Below are 22,065 nucleotides of genomic sequence, written 5' to 3'. Positions count from 1 at the left end.
GGCGAGGAGGCTGCGGGCTTCCTAGAGTCGGAGCATGAGTGCCACCGTGGAGGTCACCCGCGAGAAGGGTGCCACGGGCCCGATACGGTCGCCCCGGAACGGTTTCCTGCGCAGGGTGCCGGAGGGATTCGCGACCTTTTTCGGCGCCCTGGGACTGCTCTGCACCCTACTGGCCGTCATCCCGCCGCTGCGCACCGCGCTCCGCCCGGTCGTGCGCGGCCTCGACCAGATCATCGTCCCCGTCAGCGCCAACCTCGCCTACGCCGTCTTCCTCTTCCTGCTCGCCGCCGCGACGGCGGCCCGCAAGAAGATCGCCTGGTGGCTGGTGGTCGTCTACCTCGGGTTGCTGGTCCTGAGCGACCTGCTCGGCACGGTGTTCGGCGACTACGCAGACTCCGTCCCGTCCCTGATCGTCTGCGCGCTCGCACTGGCCCTGCTGATCGTCGCCCGCAAGGAGTTCTACGCCGCCTCCCGCCGCGCCGCCGTACGCCGGGCCCTCGGCGTCCTGGTCGCCGGGCTGGCCATCGGGATCCTGATCGGCTGGGGGCTGGTCGAGCTGTTCCCCGGCACCCTGCCGCAGAGCCAGCGGCTGGCCTGGGCCGCCGACCGGGTCTGCGGCGGCCTCGTCTCCGGCGCCTCCTACGACGGACGCCCGCCCCGCCCGCTGTTCTTCGTGCTCGGCCTGTTCGGCGCGCTCGCCCTGCTGAACGCCGCCGCGACACTGTTCCGCTCGCAGCGCATGGAGGCCGCCCTGCACGACGACGAGGAGGCCCGCATCCGCGCCCTCCTCAAGGCCTACGGCGGCCAGGACTCCCTCGGCTACTTCGCCACCCGGCGGGACAAGGCGGTCGTCTTCTCGCCCAGCGGCAAGGCCGCCGTCACCTATCGCGTCGAGGCCGGGGTATGCCTCGCCAGCGGAGACCCGGTCGGCGACCGGGAGGCCTGGCCGCGCGCCATCGCCGTATGGCTGGACGTGGCCCGTCGGCACGCCTGGGCGCCCGCCGCGATGGGCGCCTCCGAGGACGGGGCCAAGGCCTACGCGCGCGCCGGGCTCGGCGCCCTCCAACTCGGCGACGAGGCGATCCTTCAGGTGGCGGACTTCGACCTCGACGGCCGTGACATGCGAGTCACCCGGCAGGCCGTGCACCGGGTCCGCCGCACCGGCGCCCACTGCCGCATCCGCCGCCACTCCACCCTCACCGAGGGGGAGATGGAGGAGCTGATCGCCAAGGCCGACGCCTGGCGCGACACCGAGACCGAACGCGGCTTCTCCATGGCCCTGGACCGACTCGGCGACCCGGCCGACGGCGACTGCCTCTTCGTGGAGGCCCTCGGCGAGGACGGCCAGCTGCTCGCGCTGCTCTCCTTCGTGCCCTGGGGCAGGGACGGCATCTCCCTGGACCTGATGCGCCGGGACCGCGAAGCCCCCAACGGGGTCATGGAGTTCATGGTCGCCGACCTGTGCGCGGCGGCACCGAAGATGGGCATCCGCAGGATCTCGCTGAACTTCGCCGTGTTCCGCTCCGTCTTCGAGGAGGGCGCGCGCATCGGCGCCGGACCCGTGCTGCGGCTGTGGCGCCGGCTGCTGCTGTTCTTCTCCAAGTGGTGGCAGCTGGAGGCCCTGTACCGCTCCAACGCCAAGTACCAGCCGCAGTGGTTCCCGCGCTTCATCTGCTACGGCGAGGCCGCCTCCCTCGCTCGCATCGGCACGGCCTCCGCCATCGCCGAGGGCTTCGTCTCCGTACCGTCGCTGCACCAACTCCGAAGAAAGGGGCACCCGCGAGGGGGACCGCGGCCCGCCACCACCGAAGGGCTGCCCTCGCTGGCGGCGCTCGGCCTCGACGGAGGGGACGAGGCCGGGGCGGCCGGGCCGGATGCGGGCCTGCCCGAGCAGGTCCGCATCCGGCACCACACCCTCGACCGGCTGCGCACCGACGGCATCGACCCCTACCCGGTCGGCATCCCGGTCCGCACCCACGCCCTGGCCCAGATCCACAAGGGCGAGCAGGTCACCGTGGCCGGCCGGATGATGCTGGTACGCGACTTCGGCGGCATCGTCTTCGTAGTGCTGCGCGACTGGTCCGGCGATCACCAGCTCGCCCTCACCCGCAAGGACTCCGGCGCCGCCCTCGACCGCTTCACCTCCGACACCGACATCGGCGACCTCATCAGCGTCACCGGCCTGGCCGGCGTCAGCGACAAGGGCGAACCGACCGTCTTCGTCACCTCCTGGCAGCTCATCGGCAAGTGCCTGCGCCCGCTGCCCGACAAACGCCGCGGCCTCGCCGACCCCGAGGCCAAGGTCCGCATGCGCTACCTCGACCTGGTCTCCAGCCCCGCCGCCCGCGACGTGGTCCGGGCCCGCTCCACCGCCATCCAGGCGGTGCGCCAGGGCCTGCTGCAACGCGGCTTCCTGGAGGTCGAGACGCCGGTGCTGCAGCAGATCCACGGCGGCGCCAACGCCCGCCCCTTCACCACCCACATCAACGCCTACGACCTCGACCTCTATCTGCGCATCGCCCCCGAGCTCTATCTCAAGCGGCTGTGCGTCGGCGGCGTGGAGAAGGTCTTCGAGATGGGCCGCACCTTCCGCAACGAGGGCGTCGACTACAAGCACAACCCCGAGTTCACGATCCTGGAGGCCTACCAGGCGTACGCCGACTACGACGTGATGCTCGACCTCGTCCGCGAGCTGATCCAGGGCGCCGCCACCGCCGCCTTCGGCTCGCCGGTCGCCCGCAAGGACGGCCACGAGTACGACATCGCGGGGCAGTGGCCGGTCAAGACGGTGTACGGCGCGATCTCCGAGGCGCTGGGGGAGGAGATCCGCCCCGACACGGAACTGCTGCGACTGCACCGGCACTGCGACCGCGTGGGCGTGCCGTACACCGCCGACGACGGCCATGGCGACGTCGTCCTGGAGATGTACGAGCGGCTCGTCGAGGAGAAGACCCAGCTGCCGACCTTCTACAAGGACTTCCCGACCGACGTCTCCCCGCTCACCCGCCAGCACCGCTCCGACCCAAGGCTCGCCGAGCGCTGGGACCTCGTCGCCTTCGGCACCGAACTCGGCACCGCCTACTCCGAACTCACCGACCCCGTCGAGCAGCGCCGCCGCCTCACCGCCCAGTCCTTGCTCGCCGCCGGGGGAGACCCGGAGGCCATGGAACTGGACGAGGACTTCCTCGACGCCCTCGAGTACGCCATGCCGCCCACCGGGGGCCTCGGCATCGGCGTGGACCGACTGGTGATGTTCCTCACCGGCCTGACGATCCGTGAGACCCTGCCGTTCCCCCTGGTCCGCCGCCGCTGACGGCGTCTCGCAGGCCTGAGGGCTGCGCCGGGCGGGTGTATTCGTACCGCCGTACCGGTGTCGCACTGGTGCGCCGGTCCCGCATCGGGCGACTGATGAGTCATGACGAAGGATCAGGTGCCCCCACGTCTGCTCACGCGACGCCGCGCGCTGCTGGCCGGTGCCGCCGCCGTCGGAGCCGCCGGCTCGGCCGGCCTGTTCGCGACGGTCGCGGGCGACGCCGACAAGCCGGTCCGGCCCGCCGCCCCCGCCGCGGGCGCACAGGCGCGCCCCGCGCTCAAGCCCTCCAGCTACCGGCTCCAGCCCCTGACGGGGTACGGCCCGCCCCGGGCGGCGCCCCGGCGGACCCTCGTCCGGCGCGAGCCCCTGCTGCGTGTGTCGGGGCGCGGCCGCACCATGGTGCTGACCTTCGACGACGGGCCCGACCCCCGCTACACGCCGCACATCCTGGACACCCTGCGCGAGTACGACGTCCGCGCGATGTTCTTCGTGTGCGGCGAGATGGTCGCCGCGAACGGGGACCTCGTCGCGCGGATGGCCGACGAGGGCCATGTCGTCGGCAACCACACCTGGTCCCACCCGCTGCTCACCGGTCTCGGCCGGCGCCGGATCCGCGAGGAGATGGAGCGCACCAGCGACGTCATCGAGGAGACGTACGGCGAGCGCCCCGCCTGGTTCCGCGCCCCCTACGGCGCCTGGAACCGCACCGCCTTCCGGCTCGGCGCCGAGCTGGGCATGGAGCCGCTGGCCTGGACCGTCGACACCCTCGACTGGACCGCCCCCGGCACCCGCACGATCGTCGACCGGGTCGAGAACGGCGCCGCCCCCGGCGTCGTGGTGCTCTCGCACGACGCCGGGGGCGACCGCTCCCAGAGCGTCCGGGCCCTGCGCGCCTATCTGCCGCAGCTGCTGGACTCCGGGTATTACCTCACCGTTCCGGAACGGCATTACGCGTGACGGCTTTCGCCCGCCCGGCAGGGACGCTCAGCGCACCTCGACCAGGCTGGCGAAAGCGACGACGTTCCCGTCGTAACCGTTCTGCTGGGAGAAACCCCCGCCGCAGGTGATGACCCGCAACTCGGCGCTCCCCTTCGAGGCGTAGACCCGGTCGCCGGGAAAGTTGTTCTTCTCGAACACCTCGATGCCGTAGATCTCGAAAACGACCGTCTTTCCGTCCTTGCGGACGATCTCGACGCGATTGCCCTTCTGCAGGCCGCCGAGTCCGTAGAACACGGCGGGGCCCTGAGCGTTGTCGACATGTCCGACGACGACCGCGGTGCCCTTCTCGCCCGGAGACACCGAACCGGTGAACCAGCCCGCCAGATTGGGGTCCTCCGGCGGTGGTGCGCCGACCCAGCCGTCCACGTCCAGACCGACCGGGATCATCGGCGCGTCGACCTGGATGCCGGGAATCCTGACGCGGTCCGGCAGGGCGTACGGCAGCGGCTGTGCGGCACCGGCGTAGAGGCCCGCGGGCACCCGGGTGTCCGGGGCGGCGGCGGAGGCGGGCTGCGGCGGCCCCTGGTCGAACTCCCCCGAGCCGTTGCGAACGAGCGCGAGGCCGGTCAGCAGAACCAGCGCTATCACACCCCAAGGAGCACGCCTCTTTCGTCGCTCCTCCTCTTCGGCCAGTTCGGCCAGCTCGGACGCAGACATTCCACTACCCCTCTCGACGCGGCCGTCGCCCCGTCATTCGCGCATATGTGAACGCTAAGTCCCGCGTGCGAAAGCGGCGACGGGGCAGATACGAACGGGTGGCCCCGCTCCTTTCGGTGCGCCATCCGAGTTGCCGCCCGCAGGAAAATTCTGACGGTGTGTGACCTGCGGCAATTCAGCTTGTGGGGTTATCTGTCGGCGTGTCCTCTCACCAGGACGGACCATCGCCGAAATGCGGCCTGGGGCATGGCATCTGAGGGTTTTTCTGGGAGGCGCTTTCTCGCCGATCGACCGGGGACGGTTCCCGGGGCGTCTTCCGCGGAGGATCACATGCGTACCACTCGTGCCATGGCGGCCGCTGCCACCGCGGTAGCCGCTCTCAGCCTTGCCGCCCCCGCGGCCGTCGCGCGGGACGGCATGCCCGTCGGACCGAGCAACATCGTCGTCCTGCCCAGCGTCATCGCCCGGGGCGGGCAGATCACCATCACGGTCGACAACTGCCCGCGAGGCGGCACCGCGACCTCGGACGCCTTCCGGCCCACCCACCTGAGCACGGTGCGCGGGAGCAACACCGCCAGGGGCACGGCCACCGTCAACAGGCACGCGCGGCCGGGTGCCCACAGCGTCACGGTCACCTGCGACTCCAGGACGCTGACCAACCCCACTGCCTTCACCGTCATCGGCGGCGTCCAGGGCGGTCTCGGCGGCAGCAGCTCCACCGGGGCGACGCCGACCGACATGGCCATCGGAGGCGGTCTCATCACCGTGGCCGTCGTCGGAGGCGGCGTGTTCTGGATGCGGCGCCGCGCGGAGAAGCGGATCTGACCCGCGGGCCCGTCGGAGCGGGATCGCACGTCCACAGGCCTTCGCCCCGGCCCCCCTAGCGGGGATCCGGGGCGAAGGCCTGTGCGGGTTGTGAGGTGCGGGGCAACCCCTGCGGGGGGCGGGGCAAACCCCTGCGGTGGGATGGACGGCCAAAGCCTCTGCCGATCCCGGGGATTCGGGTGATGGCCCGGCGCCCGGCGGTGGTGACGAAGGCTGGACACCCGGCAGGGCCGTCAGGCTCCGTCCTCGTCGGTGCGGCGCCGGGACAGGTGGTACGCCGTTCCGAGCGCGGCCGTGATGAGCGCGGTGCCCAGAGCGATCTCCTTGAGGTCCAGCCCGGCTAGGGTGCCGCCCCCGCCCGCGTGCACGCCCTTCTGCGGGTGATCCGGCCGCACCGGTTCCGGTCGGCCGCCGGCGATCGTGAGGTCCACGTTCTGCCAGAACGTGCCGCAGTAGAAGGACACCTCGTACACGGCACCGGGCCCGGCGTCCCGGTCGACCGTCACCCTGGCCGTCGTCCGCCCCCGGGGAATGGTGACCGTGTCGAAGACCGCCGACGCCACCGTCACGCTCTGCTCGCAGCCGGTCGCGCGCAGCCTGACCTCTCCGCCGGGCGCGACGGTGGTGGGCACGACCCTGGCCCAGAAACCGGAGTTGTCGCCGTCCGCGTGGGCGGCGGGGACGGCCATGGTGAAGGCGCCGAGGCCCAGCAGGGCGGCCGAAGCGACACGTATCGCGCGCATGGTGGGTCCTCCGGTTTCCCCGAGGAGCAGCGGCGGACCTTCTTCCGCTCGCGCCGGAAATGCACCTCGATGAGCGAAACGCTAGGAAGGGAGCGCGCACCTGCGCGATCGCTGTCGTACGAATGGGGCAACCCGGTGGGCCGCCCGGGGGACGTTCGTTCCCGCGACCGGGGGGCGTGTGCGGCGTGGCGGCCTCGCCTCGCCCCGTGCCGGCCCGCCGTTCCGTCGCCGCCCCCCGGCGCTGCGTCAGGTGAAGGGCTGTCAGTCCTTGGCCTGTGGGAAGAGTTCGAGGAACGGTTCCGCCGACGCCGTGACGCCACGGCTGTAGGGCGCGTCGAAGTCCCAGATGAGGAAGAGCAGGAAGGCGATCAGCGCGGAGAACAGCCCGGCGAGGACCAGTTCGCGGGCTGTGCGCCGGATCTGCAGCGCGAAGATCATCCCGATGGTGACGATGCCACCTGCGATCAGCCCGAACCACACCACGCCCGGCATGGTCTCCCCGGTCGAGTTCGAGCGGGCATTGCGCGCCTGGTCGGCGGCGGTCACCTGATCGAGGAGCGGCTGGTAGGCCTGGGCCTCGAAGTCCGTCCTCGGCTCGTAGTCGGTGACGTCCTCACGAACGCGCTGCAGGAGTTCGGTGCCGCGTTCGGTCATCCGGCCGTCGTCGGCCATCGCCTTCCACTCGGCGGTCACGACGTGTCCGACATAGGCGTTGACATCCTCACGAATACGGTCACGGACGTCAGTCGGATAGATCCGCACCCGCTCCGAGATCTCGTGCAGCGCCACGGCCTCCGCCTGGACGTGGTCCTGGGCGGCGCTACGGCCCTCCCACACGCCCGCGATGGCCAGGCCCAGGACGATGGCGTACACCACACCGATCCACATCGTCATGTACTCGATGACGTCCGGGGTCTCGGAAGGGTCCTCGTCGTCCGGCGCCGTACGGTGCCGGACGAAGGTGATGAGGACCACCACGGCACAGGCGGCCAGCATCGCGAGGGTGAGAACAAGCCATTCCGGCAAGGGGAGCCTCCAGGGTCAGCGCGGACGCAGTGCGGCGACGGCGACGATCGCCGGTGCCGCGATGAGCAGGACGAAGATGAGCGGCGACGGGGCGCTGTGCGCCGGCCGCCGGTGTTGGGTGGCCCGGTAGGGCGGGTAGTGCACCGGCGCGATGGACGGACTCGGGGTGGGCTTGGCCGACGGCTTCGGCGTGGGCGCCGGGGCCGGTGGCGGCGTGGGCGTGGGGGTCGGCCGCGGACGGGGTGGCGCGGGCCGAGGAGCCGGGGGCGCCGGGACCGCCGGGGGAGGTGGGGGCGGCGGAGGCGGCGGCTCGGGTCTCGGCGTGGGCGTGGGCTTCGGCGGTGGCGTGGGTGTGGGGTCCGGAGACGGCGACGGCGTGGGCGTCGGGGTCGGGGTAGGTGTCGGGGTCGGTGTCGGCGACGGGCACTGCGGGGGAGTGGGCCAGGTGAGGCTCCCTGCGACCGCTACCGCCTTCGCACCGTCCGGGCCGGTGTCGGCGTAGGCGCAGGCGGTGGCCCCGGCCACGCCGGCCGGTGCCGACACCAGAAGCCAGGTCAGGGTCAGCACCGTCAACGCCCGTGTGGTGAGCGTGGATTGCATCGGTTCGAGTCCATGCACGACGAAGATCCTGAGCCCCGCGGGCGAGGCGACAGGCCAAAGAGTGAGAGGAATGCCCCGAACGGGCGACGGATGCCCCACGAAAGGTTTGATCAGCGGACGGAGGCGTAACCGACGAGGCGCATGTGCGTGCGACGCGAGGAGGAGTTCACAGCTTCCGGAAAGAAATTTGTGCGCCGGTTGAACACGAGAGTGGCTTTCGTGCGTACCTCTTGTCGTGCGGCGGCGCAGCAGGGCGCTGCAACACCCTTGTGATTATGGGGAGTTGACGATGAAGACCTCGTGGCGGAGCGCCTCGCTCGTGGTGAGCGCCGTGGCAGTGCTGGCGCTGACAACGGCATGTGGGCAGGAAACGGCCCCGCCGGCGAGCAGCCAGAACGTCGGTGCCACGGCCGCGGCCGGTGATTACGGAACCGCCGGTACGGGCCTTGGGAACGGCACCGGTTACGACTCGGGTGCGGCGGGCCAGGAGAGCACCGCCACCAAGCCGTCCTCCGCGGGTGAGCTGGCCGTTTCCACCAACCAGGAACTCGGCAAGGTGCTGACCGACAGCTCCGGTCTGACGCTGTACCGCTTCGACAAGGACACCGCCGAGCCGCCCAAGTCGAGCTGTGACGGCGACTGCGCCAAGAAGTGGCCGCCGGTCCCCGCGGACGACGCCACGGCCGGCGCCGGTATCGACAAGGCGCTGCTCGGCTCGGTCACCCGGACCGACGGCACCAAGCAGCTGACCGTCGACGGCTGGCCGGCGTACCGCTTCGCGAAGGACACCAACGCAGGTGACGTCAACGGTCAGGGCGTGGGCGGGACTTGGTACGCGCTCTCGCCCGACGGCAAGAAGGCGCAGGGCGGTGCGGGCGCCGAGGCGGGCGATCTGCCCGGTCTGTCCACCCGCGAGGACCCGAAGCTCGGCGAGATCGTCATCGACAAGAACGGTCACACGGTCTACCGCTTCATGAAGGACTCGCCCTGGCCGATGAAGACGGCGTGCACCGGCGAGTGCCTGGAGAAGTGGCCGGTCATCGCGCCGGTCGACGCCGAGGACACCGAGGGCATCGATCTGAAGGGCTCCGGTCCCCGGGGGCAGGGCTACGTGGTCTTCGACCGGCCCGACGGGATCAAGCAGCAGACCATCGACTGTGTGCCGATCTACACCTTCGCCGGTGACAAGAAGCCCGGCGACACCAACGGTCAGGGCGTCGGCGGCACTTGGTTCGCCATTCGCCCCGACGGCAAGCCGGTCGGCGCGTCGGAGCAGTAAAGAAGATCACACCTCCCCAGGGTTGATCGCCTCACCCAGTCGAGTTCCGACCACGGAAGGGAGGGAGAGACAGCGAGAGTGCCGGACGAACGGACGGCGCGCACGACCCACCGGTCCGCCCCCTGATGCGCATGCGCAGGGGGCGGACCGGTTTGCCGTCATTCACCATGATTCTTCGCCCTCTTTCGCCATGGTTCGGAACTCTGTGGAATGCTTCGGATGCTTTCGTAGCGGGTGCGTGGGGCATCAATACGGCACGTGCCACGGGCAGTGACCGGGAACGGATGGTCAATTTCCGTTTCTGCTCGCTCCTTTGGCGGGCGATCAGTAGCCTCAGCTCGAACACCGGATCGCCTACGCCTTGGAGAGATAGATGGAGCGTCCCGCCTGGGCCCCTCGGAGCATCGACATCTCGGTGCCCAGTGTCTCGCGGATCTACGACTACTACCTGGGCGGTTCGCACAACTTCGAGGTCGACCGGGAAGCCGGCCGCAGGGCCATGGAGTTCATGCCGGGGCTCCCCAAGATCATGCAGGCCAACCGGGCATTCATGCGCCGCGCGGTGCGCTTCGCGGTCGACGAGGGCATCACCCAGTTCCTGGACATCGGCTCCGGCATCCCGACGTTCGGCAACGTCCACGAGGTGGCCCAGGCCGCCGTCCCCGGTGCCCGCGTGGTGTACGTCGACCACGACCCGGTCGCCGTCGCCCACAGCCAGGCGGTCCTCGACGGCAACGACGCCGCGGACATCGTCGCCGCGGACCTGCTCAAGCCGCAGGAGATCCTGGGCAGTTCCGAGGTCGAGCGCCTGATCGACCTGAACCGGCCAGTGGCGCTGCTGCTCGTTGCCATACTGCACTTCGTGGAGGACGAGGACGACCCGTACGCGGTGGTGGCCGAGCTGCGCGACGCGCTCGCGCCCGGCAGCATGCTGCTGCTCACGCATGCGTCGTACGAGGGCATCCCGCTGCCCGAGGAGCGGGCCAAGGGCACGGTGGATGTGTACAAGGACATTCGCAACCCGCTGATCATGCGCTCGCGCGAGGCCATCGCGCGGTTCTTCGAGGGGTACGACATGGTGGAACCCGGACTGGTGCCGATGCCGCTCTGGCGGCCGGACACCGCACCGGACGACGAGGATCCGTATGCCTTCTCCGGCTTCGCCGGCGTGGGACGTACGGCGTGAGCGCGGGGCCGGACGGGCCGGAGGACAGACTGCGCCGGTTCGCGACGATCTGGAGCCGGGCGGTCTTCCCGGTCACCTCGACGTCGTCGACCCGGCCGGAGTTCGAGAAGCAACTGCTTCCGCTGGCCAGGCGGTTGAGTGAGGCGCTCAGGTCCAGGACCTTCGAGGCCGGCGAGGGCAAGGCGGTCGGCGCCGCACTCGTCGCCGCGCACTGCACCGACCCCGAGGCGCTCAGCCGCTCGCTGGACTGCGTCGACGCCTACCTCGTGCTGTACTGCGGCACCGACGGCGACCAGGAGGACCAGCGGGCCCGCTCGGCACGGCTCCAGCACGCCATGGCCGCCGGATTCGCGCAGGCGCTGCGCGAGCGGACGCTGGCCGAGCAGGAGGCGATCTCCGCGGCCGCCCTCAAGGCGCAGGGCGTGGTCGCGCAGGCCCTGCACGCCACCGAGGCCCGCTTCCGCGCCGTCTTCGAGGGCGCCGCCATAGGAATCGGCATCGCCGACCTGGACGGCAACGTCCTGCAGGTCAACGGCGCGCTGCTGCGGATGTTCGGCCTCTCCGAGCAGTCCATGCAGGGCCGCAAGGTCATGGAGTGGACCCACCCCGAGGACGCGCCGCAGACCTGGAAGCTCTACGAGGAGCTCGTCCGCGGCGAGCGCGAGCACTACCACGTCGAGAAGGCGTTCTACCGCCCCGACGGAACGGCCCTGTGGACCAACCTCACGGTTTCCCTGCTGCGTGACGCCGACGGCGAACCGCAGTACCAGCTGGCCCTGATGGAGGACACCACCGAGCGCCGCCTGCTCAATCTGAGGCTGCGCTACGAGGCCACCCACGACGCGCTCACCGGACTGCCCAACCGCACCTTCTTCTTCGAGCGCCTGGAGAAGGCACTGGGCGCCGGGGAGGGCCAGCGGTTCGGCCTGTGCTACCTCGACCTGGACGGCTTCAAGACCGTCAACGACAGCCTCGGCCACGCCGCCGGCGACCGGCTGCTCGTCGAGGTCGCCGACCGGCTCCAGTCCTGCGCCACCGCGCCCGGCGAGATGGTCGCCCGGCTCGGTGGCGACGAGTTCGTGGCGCTGACCACCGGCCCCGACACCGAGCGCGAGGTCGACGAGCTCGCCGCCCGCATCATGAACGCGCTGATCGCTCCGATCAGCGTCGACGGCCGGGACCTGACCGTGCGCGGCAGCATCGGCATCGTCGAGGGCCCGGCCGGGGAGCGCAGCCCGGCCGAGGTGCTGCGCAGCGCCGACATCACGATGTACCGGGCCAAGTCGGCGGGCGGCAACCGCTTCGAGCTCGCCGACCCGGAGGCCGACGCCCGCGCCATCACCCGGCACGGACTGACCACGGCACTGCCGACGGCCCTGGACCGGGGCGAGTTCTTCATCGAGTACCAGCCGCTGGTCCACCTCGGCGACGGCAGTGTACGCGGCGCCGAGGCGCTGGTGCGCTGGCTGCATCCGCAGCACGGCGTCCTCGGACCGGACCGGTTCATCCCGCTCGCCGAGCACACCGGGCTCATCGTTCCGCTCGGCCGCTGGGTCCTGGAGCAGTCGGTGCGCCAGGCACGCGAGTGGCGGGAACGCGACGTCGACGCGGGCCCGCTCCGCATCAACGTCAACCTCTCGCCCTGCCAATTGACCCACCCCGGGCTGGTGCAGGACACGGTGGACATCCTGGAGCGCGCGGGCGTCGCACCCGACGCGCTCTGCCTGGAGGTCACCGAGTCGGCGTTGATCGGCGCCGACGACGACCTGCTCAAGCCTCTGCGGCGCCTCGCCGAGATGGGCGTCGACATCGCCCTGGACGACTTCGGCACCGGCTACTCCAACCTCGCCAACCTGCGCCGGCTGCCGGTGAGCATCCTCAAGCTGGACCGCTCCTTCACGCAGAGCATGCAGCAGTTCCCGGCCGACCCCGTCGATCTCAAGATCGTCGAGGGGATCGTCTCCCTGGCCCACAGCCTGAGCCTGGCGGTGACCGTGGAGGGCGTGGAGACCGGCGCCCAGGCCGAGCAACTGCGGATACTCGGCTGCGACACGGCCCAGGGCTGGTACTACGCCCGCCCGGGCCCACCGGACCGCCTCCATGAACTGGCACTGGTCGACGCAACGGGCTGAGGCGGCGGGGCCGCAGGGATGGGCGCAGTGTGGGGCCTGTCCCGGCCGGGGAGGGCGGGCTGTGCCCGTTCGTCGATCGGAGTGCGTCGGGGTGGATCTCTTCCGGGACTGGGAGAGGGGCGCGCTGTGAGGCATGTCCCGGACGGGGAGGCCGGTCCGAAGCCCGTTCCGTGCGTGGAGGGGGCGCGCTGAACCTGTTCCCGGGCCGAGGAGAGGGGCGGACTGCGGGAGCTGCCCCGGACGGGAGCGTGCGGGCCGGACGCCGTTCCGCGATCGGAGTGAGGCGGGTTGGACCTGTTCTCCGACCGGGGAGAGGAGAGGGGCGGACTGCGGGAGCTGCCCCGGACCGGAGAGTGCGGGCCGGACCCCGTTCCGCGATCGGAGTGAGGCGGGTTGGACCTGTTCTCCGACCGGGGAGAGGAGAGGGGCGGACTGCGGGACCTGCCCCGGACCGGAGCGTGCGGGCCGGACGCCGTTCCGCGATCGGAGTGGGGCGGCGTTGGACCTGTTCTCGGACCGGCGCGAGGGGCGGGCAACGAGGTGGTCCCGGACCGGCGAGAGGCGCGCTGAACCCCTTCTCGGGACCGGAGAAGGTCGACCGCAGGTGGGCCGCGTCGCGGAGTCGGCCGCTCCCGTGCCGTACAGCCGCGGTTGTCGGCGCATCCGTCGGCGAACCACCGTCGGGCACGCCCGGCGGGCGATCCGTGCAGCGCGTCCGGTCGGGTCGGCTAGCGTGAAGTGCGTCGACTGCACCATCGTGCGCCGCGCCGGTCGGCGGGGAGTGCGGATGGGGCGGAAAGGCAGGACACGCCATGCCCGACAGGCCGATCGATCTGGATCTGCGCAAGCTGCGCTACTTCGTGGCCGTGGCCGAGCGCCAGCACTTCGGGCAGGCGGCCGTGGCCCTGCACGTCACCCAGCCCGCGCTGTCCCGGCAGGTACGGCAGCTGGAGCACGAACTGCGGGTCGAGCTGTTCACCCGCAGCACGCGCGAGGTCTCGCTCACCCCGGCCGGCGAGCAGTTCCTGCGCGACGCCAAGGCGCTCCTCGCCGCCGCGGAGGCCGCCCAGGAGCGTGCCCGCCGCATCGGCGCCGGTGACGACGCGCTGGTCGTCGGGTTCATGCTGGGCACGGATGTGAGCCTGGCACTGAACGCGTTCTCCGCACGTTTCCCCCGCGTCTCCATCGAACTGGTCCGGCTGCGCTGGTGGAGCCAGGCACGGGCCCTGCTGGACGGCAGTGTCGACGTCGCATTCGTCCGTCCGCCTCTGGAGGCCGAGGGGGTGGATCTCCTCGCCCTGTACGCCGAGCATCTCGCCGCCGTCCTGCCGATCGATCATCCGCGGGCCCGCGACGCCAAGGTCGCCCTCGCGGCCCTGACCGACGACCCCGTCCTGGAGTACGCCGAGGCGGCCGAGGCCTGGTCGGCCGTATGGAACGCCGACCCACGCCCCGACGGCACCCGGCCCGGCCACGGCCCCGCCTTCCACGACATGGAGGAGCTGCTGGGCTACGTCAGGGCCGGGCGCGGAATCGCCTTCGTGCCGAACTCCGTCGCGGCCGCGTTCCCCCGGTCCGACATCGCGTACGTCCCCGTCGCCGACGTACCGCCGGGGCAGGTGTCCCTGGCCTGGAACGCCTCGCGACCCTCGCACCTCGTGACAAGCTTCGTCGAGACCGTTCACGCCGCCGCGCGGGCCCGCGGCACGACGTAGAGCTGCACTGATGCCTCTCGGGCATCAATGGCGCCGTAACCGGCATTGGACGGGACCACAGCGGGCTCGGAGACTCGGAAGTACCAGGAACTCAACTGGACTACTTCCCCCGACCCTTGGAGTCCGCGATGCGTGCTGCCGTCGCCACCGGCGTGAACCTTCCGCTCGCCCTCGACACCCTCGACATCCCCCAGCCCGCCCCCGGCGAGGTCCTGGTCAAGGTCACCGCGTGCGGCGTCTGCTTCTCCGACCTGAACCTGCTGCGCGGCCACTACCCGTTCGCCCGGTTCCCCGTCATCCCGGGCCACGAGATCACCGGAGTCGTGACCGCCGTCGGCGAGGGCGTGACCTTCCCCGAGGTCGGCACCACGGTGGGCGCCCAGTTCCTCTACGACTCCTGCGAGCACTGCGACTACTGCGTGCGCGGCGACCAGATCCTGTGCCCCCGCAAGCGGATCACCGGCATCGTGGCCGACGGCGGCTACGCCGAGTACGCCCTGCTCAAGGCCAATTTCGTCACCCCGCTGCCCGACGGCCTCGACCCGGTGTCCGCGGCGCCGCTGATGTGCGCCGGCCTCACCGCCTTCAACGGCCTGCGGCAGGGTGGCGTGAAGGCCGGTTCCCGGGTCGCCGTCGTCGGTCTGGGCGGAGTGGGCACCCTGGCCGTGCGCTACGCCGCCGCCATGGGCGCGCGGGTCGCGGTGGTGGGCCGCTCCCGGCGCGGCGAGGACCAGGCCAAGACCCTGGGCGCCGAACTGTTCGTCGCCACCGACGAGTCCGACCCGGCCGAGGCGCTCAAGGCGTGGGACGGCGGCGCCAACCTGGTGCTCAACGCAGCTCCGTCCACCGCCGCGGCCGGTGCCACCCTGGGCGGTCTCGCGCCCGACGGCACCCTCCTGCTCCTCGGCTACGGTTCCGAGCCGCTCACGCTGCCCACCCCGCCCATGGTCCTCAACCGCCTGCACGTGGCCGCGTCCCCCTCCGGCTCGCCCCACGACCTGCGCGACACCCTCGCCTTCTCACTGGCCCACGGCATCCTGCCCGAGGTCACGCCGATCACCCTGGACCAGGCCCCGGCGGTCCTCGACGCCATGGCGGAGGGCTCCGCCCACGGCCGCAGCGTCATCACCTTCGCCTGACCGACCGGAACCACCCCTCAAGTTTCCGTACGCCGTGTTTCCGTACGCCACGTTTCCGCACGCCACGTTTCCGTACGCCCCCAAGGAGTTCGCCATGCCCTACGTCGTCCTCGTCACGGGTGCCTCCAGCGGCTTCGGTGCCCTGGCCGCCCGCGCCCTCGCCGATGCCGGACACACCGTCTATGCCGGGATGCGGCAGACCACCGGCCGCAACGCCCCCGCCGTCGCGGACGCGCGGACCTACGCCGACCGGCACGGCGTGGCCCTGCACGCCGTCGAACTGGACGTCTCCGCCCAGGAGTCCGTGGACGCCGCGGTCGCGCAGGTCACCACCGAGGCCGGGCGGATCGACGTCGTCGTCCACAACGCCGGGCACATGGTGCTCGGCCCGACCGAGTCGTTCACACCGGAGCAGATCGCCGAGATCTACGACACCAACGTGCTGTCCACACAGCGCGTCAACCGGGCCGTGCTGCCGCAGATGCGGGACCGGCGCGACGGTCTGCTGCTGTGGGTGGGGTCGTCCAGCACCTACGGCGGCACTCCGCCCTACCTCGGCCCCTACTTCGGCGCGAAGGCCGCGATGGACCATCTGGCCAAGAGCTACGCGGTCGAGCTGAGCCGCTTCGGCATCGACACGGCCATCGTGGTCCCCGGCTCCTTCACCTCGGGCACCAACCACTTCGCCCACGCGATGCACCCGGAGGACACGGCCACCGCGGAGGCGTACGACGCCTGCTACGCGGGACTGATGGACGACGTCGGCAAGGCCCTGGCCGCCCTGGCACCCGCCGACGCCGACGTCATGGAGGTGGCCCGAGCCATCGTCCGCATCGTCGGCACCCCGAAGGGCGAACGCCCGTTCCGCGTCACCATCGACCCGGCCGACGACGGTTCGGAGCGGGTCAGCGACGTCGCCGACGGTGTCCGTGCCGACTTCTACGAGCGCATCGGCATGACGGACCTGCTCACACCCCGCACGGCCGGCTGACCCTCACCGCTCCAGCAGCATCCGCTGCAACTCCCGCGCGGCCCGCGGCGGAGCCACGTCACTGCGGTGGGCCAGGGCGATCGTGCGGTGCAGTCCGGGCCGGGCCAGCGGGGTGACCCGCAGCCCCCGGCCCGACCGGGCCGCCACCATGCGCGGGACGACGGCCATCCCCAGCCCCGCCCGCACGAACCCCAGCACCGCGTCCATCTCCCCGCCCTCGACCGCGAAGTCCGGCTCGAAGCCCTCGGCACGGCAGGCGGCCACCGTCAGCTCACGCAGGTCGTAGCCGTGCCGGAACATCACCAGGCGCTCGCCCTCCAGATCGGCGATACGCACGGTACGCCGGCCGCCACCGGGGCGGGGCGCCTCCGGCGAGGAGACGACCACCAGGTCCTCGCGCAGCAGCTCCACCGTGGTCAGCGCGGGGGAGGCCGTCGGCAGGGGCAGGACCACCAGGGCCAGGTCGAGGGCGCCGCGGGCCAGCTCCCGGATCAGGTCGTGCGAGCCGCCCTCCTCGATCATCAGCTGGATGCCGGGATAGCGGTCGTGGAAGGCGCGCAGCACATCCGGGAGCAGGCCCGTGCACAGGCTCGGCGTCGCGCCCAGCCGGACCCGGCCCCGGCGCAGCTGCACCAGTTCCTGCACCTCGTACCGTGCGGTGTCCGCGTCGGCCAGGATGCGCCGGGCCAGCGGCAGCAGGGCCTCCCCGGCGTCCGTGAGCGTGATGTTGCCGCGCGCCCGCAGGAACAGGTCCGCGCCCAACTCCCGCTCCAGCGACTTGATCTGCTGCGACAGCGAGGGCTGCGCGACATGAACCAGGTCGGCGGCCCGGGTGAAGTGCCGGGTCTCGGCGACCGCCACGAAGTACTGAAGCTGCTGGAACTGCATCGAGCCACCATAGGGCCTGCCTATCGAAACGAGCCGGACCATGTCTTGGACCGATGGGGTGGCCCGGCCGTAGCGTCCTGTTCCATGGCTCTGGCAACGCGGACGGACCGACGGCCGTCCATGGCACGCACGGTGTGGGACTCGACCGTCGGCAAGAAGACCGTCATGGCGGTCAGCGGACTGGTCATGCTGGCGTACCTGGTCGTCCACATGATCGGAAACCTGAAGATCTTCTTCGGGGCGGGCGAGTTCAACCACTACGCGCACTGGCTGCGCGTGGTCGGCGAGCCGTTCATGCACTACGAGTGGACGCTCTGGCTCGTCCGCATCGTGCTGGTCGTCGCCGTCGTCGCCCATGCCACGTCGGCCTACCAGCTCAGCCGCCGCGACATCAAAGCGCGCCCCAGCAGGTACGTGCACAAGAAGCCGCGAGCCTCCTACGCCACGCGCACCATGCGCTGGGGCGGCATCATCCTCGGCCTGTTCATCGTCTGGCACGTCCTGGACCTGACGACCGGCACCGTGCACTCCGGCGGCTTCCAGCAGGGCCACCCGTACCAGAACGTCGTGGACACCTTCTCCACCTGGTACGGCAACGTCATCTACATCGTTGCGATGCTCGCCCTCGGCCTGCACATCCGGCACGGCTTCTGGAGCGCAGCCCAGACCCTCGGCGCCGGCAGCCGCACCCGCGACCGCGCCCTGAAGGCCACGGCCAACACTCTCGCGCTGCTGCTCACGGTCGGTTTCATCGCCGTACCCGTGGGCGTCATGACCGGATTGGTGAGCTGACATGTCTACCTACGCCGAGTACACGACCGGCGAACCGGTCGTCGACAGCAAAGCCCCCGCCGGGCCCGTGAGCGAGCGCTGGGACAAGCGCCGCTTCGAGGCCAAGCTGGTCAACCCCGCCAACCGGCGCAAGCACACGGTGATCGTGGTGGGGACGGGCCTGGCCGGCGGCTCAGCGGGCGCCACCCTCGCCGAACAGGGCTACCACGTCGTCCAGTTCTGCTACCAGGACTCCCCGCGCCGCGCCCACTCCATCGCCGCGCAGGGCGGCATCAACGCCGCGAAGAACTACCGCAACGACGGCGACTCCGTGCACCGCCTGTTCTACGACACGGTGAAAGGCGGCGACTTCCGCGCCCGGGAGTCCAACGTCCACCGGCTCGCCCAGATCTCCGTCGAGATCATCGACCAGTGCGTGGCCCAGGGCGTGCCGTTCGCCCGCGAGTACGGCGGCCTGCTCGACACCCGCTCCTTCGGCGGCGTCCAGGTGTCGCGCACGTTCTACGCCCGCGGCCAGACGGGCCAGCAGCTGCTGCTCGGCGCGTATCAGGCACTGAGCAGGCAGATCGCCGCGGGGAACGTGGAGATGCACCCGCGGACCGAGATGCTCGACCTGATCGTCGTCGACGGCAAGGCGCGCGGCATCGTGGCCCGGGATCTCATCACCGGCCGCATCGACACCTACTACGCGGACGCCGTCGTACTCGCGAGCGGCGGCTACGGCAACGTCTTCTACCTGTCGACGAACGCCATGAACTCCAACGCCACCGCGATCTGGCGGGCCCACCGGCGCGGCGCCTACTTCGCCAACCCCTGTTTCACGCAGATCCACCCGACGTGCATCCCGCGCACCGGCGACCACCAGTCGAAGCTGACGCTGATGAGCGAGTCGCTGCGCAACGACGGCCGGATCTGGGTACCGAAGGCCAAGGGCGACGACCGTCCCGCGAACAAGATCCCGGAGGACGAGCGCGACTACTACCTGGAGCGCATCTACCCGTCCTTCGGCAACCTCGTGCCCCGCGACATCGCCTCCCGCGCCGCGAAGAACGTCTGCGACGAGGGCAGGGGAGTCGGCCCCGGCGGACAGGGCGTCTACCTGGACTTCGCCGACGCCATCGCGCGGATGGGCCGCAAGGCCGTCGAGGCCAAGTACGGCAACCTCTTCGACATGTACCAGCGGATCACCGACGAGGATCCGTACCAGGTGCCGATGCGGATCTACCCGGCCGTGCACTACACGATGGGCGGCCTGTGGGTCGACTACGACCTGCAGACCACCGTCCCCGGCCTGTTCGCGATCGGTGAGGCCAACTTCTCCGACCACGGGGCGAACCGGCTCGGTGCCTCGGCCCTGATGCAGGGCCTGGCCGACGGCTACTTCGTGCTGCCGGCCACCATCAACGACTACCTCGCCCGCAACCCGCACCACGAGGCGGTCACCGACGAGCATCCCGTCGTGCAGGAGGTGCTGGCCGAGACGCAGGACCGGCTCAACCTGCTGCTGGCCGTGGACGGCGACCGTACGCCGGACTCCTTCCACCGTGAACTCGGCGAACTGATGTGGGAGTTCTGCGGGATGGCCCGCACCGACTCCGGACTGCGCAAGGCCCTGGAACGCATCCCGCAGATCCGCGAGGAGTTCTGGCGGCGGATCAAGGTGCCGGGCACCGGCGAGGAGTTCAACCAGTCGCTGGAGAAGGCCAACCGCGTCGTCGACTACCTGGAGCTCGCCGAGCTCATGTGCCTCGACGCGCTGGACCGCAGCGAGTCCTGCGGCGGCCACTTCCGCGAGGAGTCGCAGACGCCGGACGGCGAGGCGGCCCGCAAGGACGACGAGTTCGCCTACGCGGCGGCCTGGGAGTTCACCGACACGGGCACCGCTCCCGTGCTGCACAAGGAAGACCTGGTCTTCGAGTACGTCCACCCCACCCAGCGGAGCTACGCATGAAGCTCACCCTGCGCGTCTGGCGGCAGCAGAGCGCCGACGCCGACGGCGCCATGTCCACGTACGAGGTGGACGGCATCTCCTCCGACATGTCCTTCCTGGAGATGCTCGACACCCTCAACGAGGAGCTCATCCTCCGCGGTGAGGACCCGGTCGCCTTCGACCACGACTGCCGTGAGGGCATCTGCGGGGCCTGCTCGCTCGTCATCAACGGTGACGCGCACGGGCCCGAGCGGACCACCACCTGCCAGCTGCACATGCGGTCCTTCAAGGACGGCGACACCATCGACATCGAGCCGTGGCGGGCGTCGGCGTTCCCGGTCATCAAGGACCTGGTCGTCGACCGGTCGGCGTTCGACCGGATCATCCAGGCGGGCGGGTACGTCACCGCCCCGACGGGTGCCGCGCCCGAGGCCCATGCCACACCCGTACCGAAGCCGGACGCCGACTTCGCCTTCGAGCACGCCGAGTGCATCGGCTGCGGGGCGTGTGTGGCCGCGTGTCCCAACGGGGCGGCGATGCTGTTCACTTCCGCCAAGGTCAACCACCTGAACGTGCTGCCGCAGGGCGCTCCCGAGCGCGAGACCCGCGTCCTGGACATGGTGGCGCAGATGGACGACGAGGGCTTCGGCGGGTGCACTCTCACCGGAGAGTGTGCCACCGCCTGCCCCAAGGGCATCCCCCTGATGTCCATCACGAGCATGAACAAGGAGTGGCTGCGGGCCACGCGGAAGGTGAAGCGGTAGGGCGCGGCGCCCAACAGACGTTCGCCGAAAGGTGCGGACGGGCGGGGCCGGGAGTGGTGCTCTCCGGCCCCGTCTCGCGTTTGCGCACCCGTCAGGTGAACAGCACTGGATCGCCCGGCTGACCGGCCGGGCACCGGAACATGGACGGCCGGTACCAGCTCACGCCGTTCAACATTCGCACATCCACTCTCCTGGCACAGGTCACGCATACGCCAACCGGCATAGGAAGAACAGGGGCGGCACATCGCACCGCTCCAACCGAGCTCCGCTCGCCGTCCCCGGCCCGTGACCAGGAGTAAGCCATGACCGGCGTACTGACCGTCGACCGTCCCCCGCAGCCCACGGCACCCACCCGCTACACCGTCGGCCTCGCCCGAGGCGAGGAGGACGTGCGCGCCGCCCAGCGGCTGCGGCACGACGTGTTCGCTGGTGAGATGGGAGCCCTGCTGACCACCCCGCAGCCGGGTCACGACATCGATGCCTTCGACGCGTACTGCGACCACCTGCTCGTCCGTGAGGAGGTGTCCGGCCAGGTCGTCGGCACCTACCGGCTGCTCCCGCCGGAGCGGGCCGCGGTCGCGGGCCGGCTGTACTCCGAGGGCGAGTTCGACCTGAGCCGCATCGACGGCCTGCGTCCGAACCTGGTCGAGGTCGGCCGCTCCTGCGTGCACCCCGACCACCGTGACGGCGCCGTCATCAGCCTCATCTGGGCCGGCATCGCCCGCTACATGGTCGACCGCGGCCACGAGTGGCTGGCCGGCTGCTGCTCGATCCCGCTGGCCGACGGCGGCAAGCTCGCCGCGGCCACCTGGGACCGGGTGCAGGCCAAGCACCTCGCCCCGGAGGAGTACCGGGTACGACCGCTGCGGCCCTGGCAGCCCACCGAGCCCGCCCCCGCCGCCCGCATGGAACTCCCGGCCCTCCTGCGCGGCTACATCCGCCTCGGCGCCTGGGTCTGCGGCGAGCCCGCGCACGACCCGGAGTTCGGGGTCGCCGACATGTACGTGCTGCTGTCGATGCGCCGGGTGAACTCGCGCTACCTGCGGCACTTCCTCTCCCTCGTCCCGGCGTGACGGACGTGGCGGC

The 22,065-nt window shown here is 71.0% G+C and carries 18 protein-coding genes; 13 read left to right on the top strand and 5 right to left on the bottom strand.

Annotated features, from left to right (window positions below; translation table 11 throughout):
* The first annotated feature begins 34 nt into the window (after positions 1-34).
* Complete coding sequence (gene lysX / locus ACFY5C_RS01505) at positions 35-3,313, top strand: bifunctional lysylphosphatidylglycerol synthetase/lysine--tRNA ligase LysX (protein ID WP_389439216.1); 3,279 nt, start codon at positions 35-37, stop codon at positions 3,311-3,313.
* Between the two features lie 102 nt (positions 3,314-3,415).
* Positions 3,416-4,270, top strand: a complete 855-nt coding sequence (locus tag ACFY5C_RS01500) for a polysaccharide deacetylase family protein (protein ID WP_389439214.1) — start codon at positions 3,416-3,418, stop codon at positions 4,268-4,270.
* 27 nt (positions 4,271-4,297) lie between these two features.
* Here the strand turns inward: ACFY5C_RS01500 and ACFY5C_RS01495 are convergent, their stop codons facing one another.
* A complete protein-coding gene (locus ACFY5C_RS01495; protein ID WP_389439213.1) occupies positions 4,298-4,969 on the bottom strand; it encodes a class F sortase in 672 nt (223 codons plus the stop codon).
* Between the two features lie 330 nt (positions 4,970-5,299).
* On the opposite strand from ACFY5C_RS01495, the gene ACFY5C_RS01490 reads away from it, so the two are divergent.
* Positions 5,300-5,794 (top strand): hypothetical protein, encoded by a 495-nt coding sequence (locus ACFY5C_RS01490; RefSeq protein WP_389439211.1) that lies wholly within the window; start codon positions 5,300-5,302, stop codon positions 5,792-5,794.
* Positions 5,795-6,027: 233 nt separating this feature from the next.
* On the opposite strand, the gene ACFY5C_RS01485 is transcribed toward ACFY5C_RS01490, so the two are convergent.
* The 3 genes from ACFY5C_RS01485 to ACFY5C_RS01475 form a co-directional block, all read right to left on the bottom strand.
* Positions 6,028-6,537 (bottom strand): hypothetical protein, encoded by a 510-nt coding sequence (locus tag ACFY5C_RS01485; RefSeq protein WP_389439209.1) that lies wholly within the window; start codon positions 6,535-6,537, stop codon positions 6,028-6,030.
* 261 nt (positions 6,538-6,798) lie between these two features.
* A complete protein-coding gene (locus tag ACFY5C_RS01480; RefSeq protein ID WP_389439208.1) occupies positions 6,799-7,563 on the bottom strand; it encodes a hypothetical protein in 765 nt (254 codons plus the stop codon).
* Between the two features lie 15 nt (positions 7,564-7,578).
* Complete coding sequence (locus tag ACFY5C_RS01475) at positions 7,579-7,707, bottom strand: hypothetical protein (protein WP_389439206.1); 129 nt, start codon at positions 7,705-7,707, stop codon at positions 7,579-7,581.
* 745 nt (positions 7,708-8,452) lie between these two features.
* Between ACFY5C_RS01475 and ACFY5C_RS01470 the strand changes: the two genes are divergently transcribed.
* The 6 genes from ACFY5C_RS01470 (at position 8,453) to ACFY5C_RS01445 (ending at position 16,605) form a co-directional block, all read left to right on the top strand.
* Positions 8,453-9,442 (top strand): SCO0930 family lipoprotein, encoded by a 990-nt coding sequence (locus ACFY5C_RS01470; protein ID WP_389439205.1) that lies wholly within the window; start codon positions 8,453-8,455, stop codon positions 9,440-9,442.
* 373 nt (positions 9,443-9,815) lie between these two features.
* Entirely contained in the window at positions 9,816-10,628 is an 813-nt protein-coding gene (locus ACFY5C_RS01465; protein ID WP_389439203.1) for an SAM-dependent methyltransferase, read from the top strand.
* Positions 10,625-12,760: a putative bifunctional diguanylate cyclase/phosphodiesterase gene (locus ACFY5C_RS01460; RefSeq protein ID WP_389439201.1), complete on the top strand. Its 2,136-nt coding sequence runs from the start codon at positions 10,625-10,627 to the stop codon at positions 12,758-12,760. The genes ACFY5C_RS01465 and ACFY5C_RS01460 overlap by 4 nt, the downstream gene beginning before the upstream one ends.
* 812 nt (positions 12,761-13,572) lie before the next feature.
* Positions 13,573-14,475 (top strand): LysR family transcriptional regulator, encoded by a 903-nt coding sequence (locus ACFY5C_RS01455; protein ID WP_389439199.1) that lies wholly within the window; start codon positions 13,573-13,575, stop codon positions 14,473-14,475.
* A gap of 128 nt (positions 14,476-14,603) precedes the next feature.
* Complete coding sequence (locus tag ACFY5C_RS01450; RefSeq protein WP_389439197.1) at positions 14,604-15,614, top strand: alcohol dehydrogenase catalytic domain-containing protein; 1,011 nt, start codon at positions 14,604-14,606, stop codon at positions 15,612-15,614.
* Positions 15,615-15,708: 94 nt separating this feature from the next.
* Complete coding sequence (locus tag ACFY5C_RS01445; RefSeq protein ID WP_389439195.1) at positions 15,709-16,605, top strand: SDR family oxidoreductase; 897 nt, start codon at positions 15,709-15,711, stop codon at positions 16,603-16,605.
* 3 nt (positions 16,606-16,608) lie between these two features.
* Here ACFY5C_RS01445 and ACFY5C_RS01440 read toward each other — a convergent pair whose 3' ends face one another.
* On the bottom strand, positions 16,609-17,493 hold the full coding sequence (locus ACFY5C_RS01440) for a LysR family transcriptional regulator (protein ID WP_389439193.1): 885 nt from the start codon (positions 17,491-17,493) through the stop codon (positions 16,609-16,611).
* A 120-nt stretch (positions 17,494-17,613) separates the two neighbouring features.
* On the opposite strand from ACFY5C_RS01440, the gene ACFY5C_RS01435 reads away from it, so the two are divergent.
* The 4 genes from ACFY5C_RS01435 to ACFY5C_RS01420 all read left to right on the top strand — a co-directional run bounded on the left by ACFY5C_RS01435 (position 17,614) and on the right by ACFY5C_RS01420 (position 22,052).
* Positions 17,614-18,285 (top strand): succinate dehydrogenase, encoded by a 672-nt coding sequence (locus tag ACFY5C_RS01435; RefSeq protein ID WP_389440637.1) that lies wholly within the window; start codon positions 17,614-17,616, stop codon positions 18,283-18,285.
* 1 nt (position 18,286) lies between these two features.
* Positions 18,287-20,236, top strand: coding sequence for a fumarate reductase/succinate dehydrogenase flavoprotein subunit (locus tag ACFY5C_RS01430; RefSeq protein ID WP_389439191.1), 1,950 nt, complete (start codon positions 18,287-18,289; stop codon positions 20,234-20,236).
* The gene (locus ACFY5C_RS01425) at positions 20,233-20,979 is read left to right on the top strand and encodes a succinate dehydrogenase/fumarate reductase iron-sulfur subunit (protein ID WP_389439189.1); all 747 of its coding nucleotides are present in this window, start codon (positions 20,233-20,235) and stop codon (positions 20,977-20,979) included. The genes ACFY5C_RS01430 and ACFY5C_RS01425 overlap by 4 nt, the downstream gene beginning before the upstream one ends.
* A gap of 302 nt (positions 20,980-21,281) precedes the next feature.
* Positions 21,282-22,052 (top strand): GNAT family N-acetyltransferase, encoded by a 771-nt coding sequence (locus ACFY5C_RS01420; RefSeq protein WP_389439187.1) that lies wholly within the window; start codon positions 21,282-21,284, stop codon positions 22,050-22,052.
* Positions 22,053-22,065: the final 13 nt, after the last annotated feature.

The sequence above is a fragment of the Streptomyces sp. NPDC012935 genome, from assembly GCF_042900345.1.
GTDB lineage: Bacteria > Actinomycetota > Actinomycetes > Streptomycetales > Streptomycetaceae > Streptomyces.
Note: the sequence above shows the minus strand (reverse complement) of the source record. Positions and strands in the feature narration are given on the sequence as shown.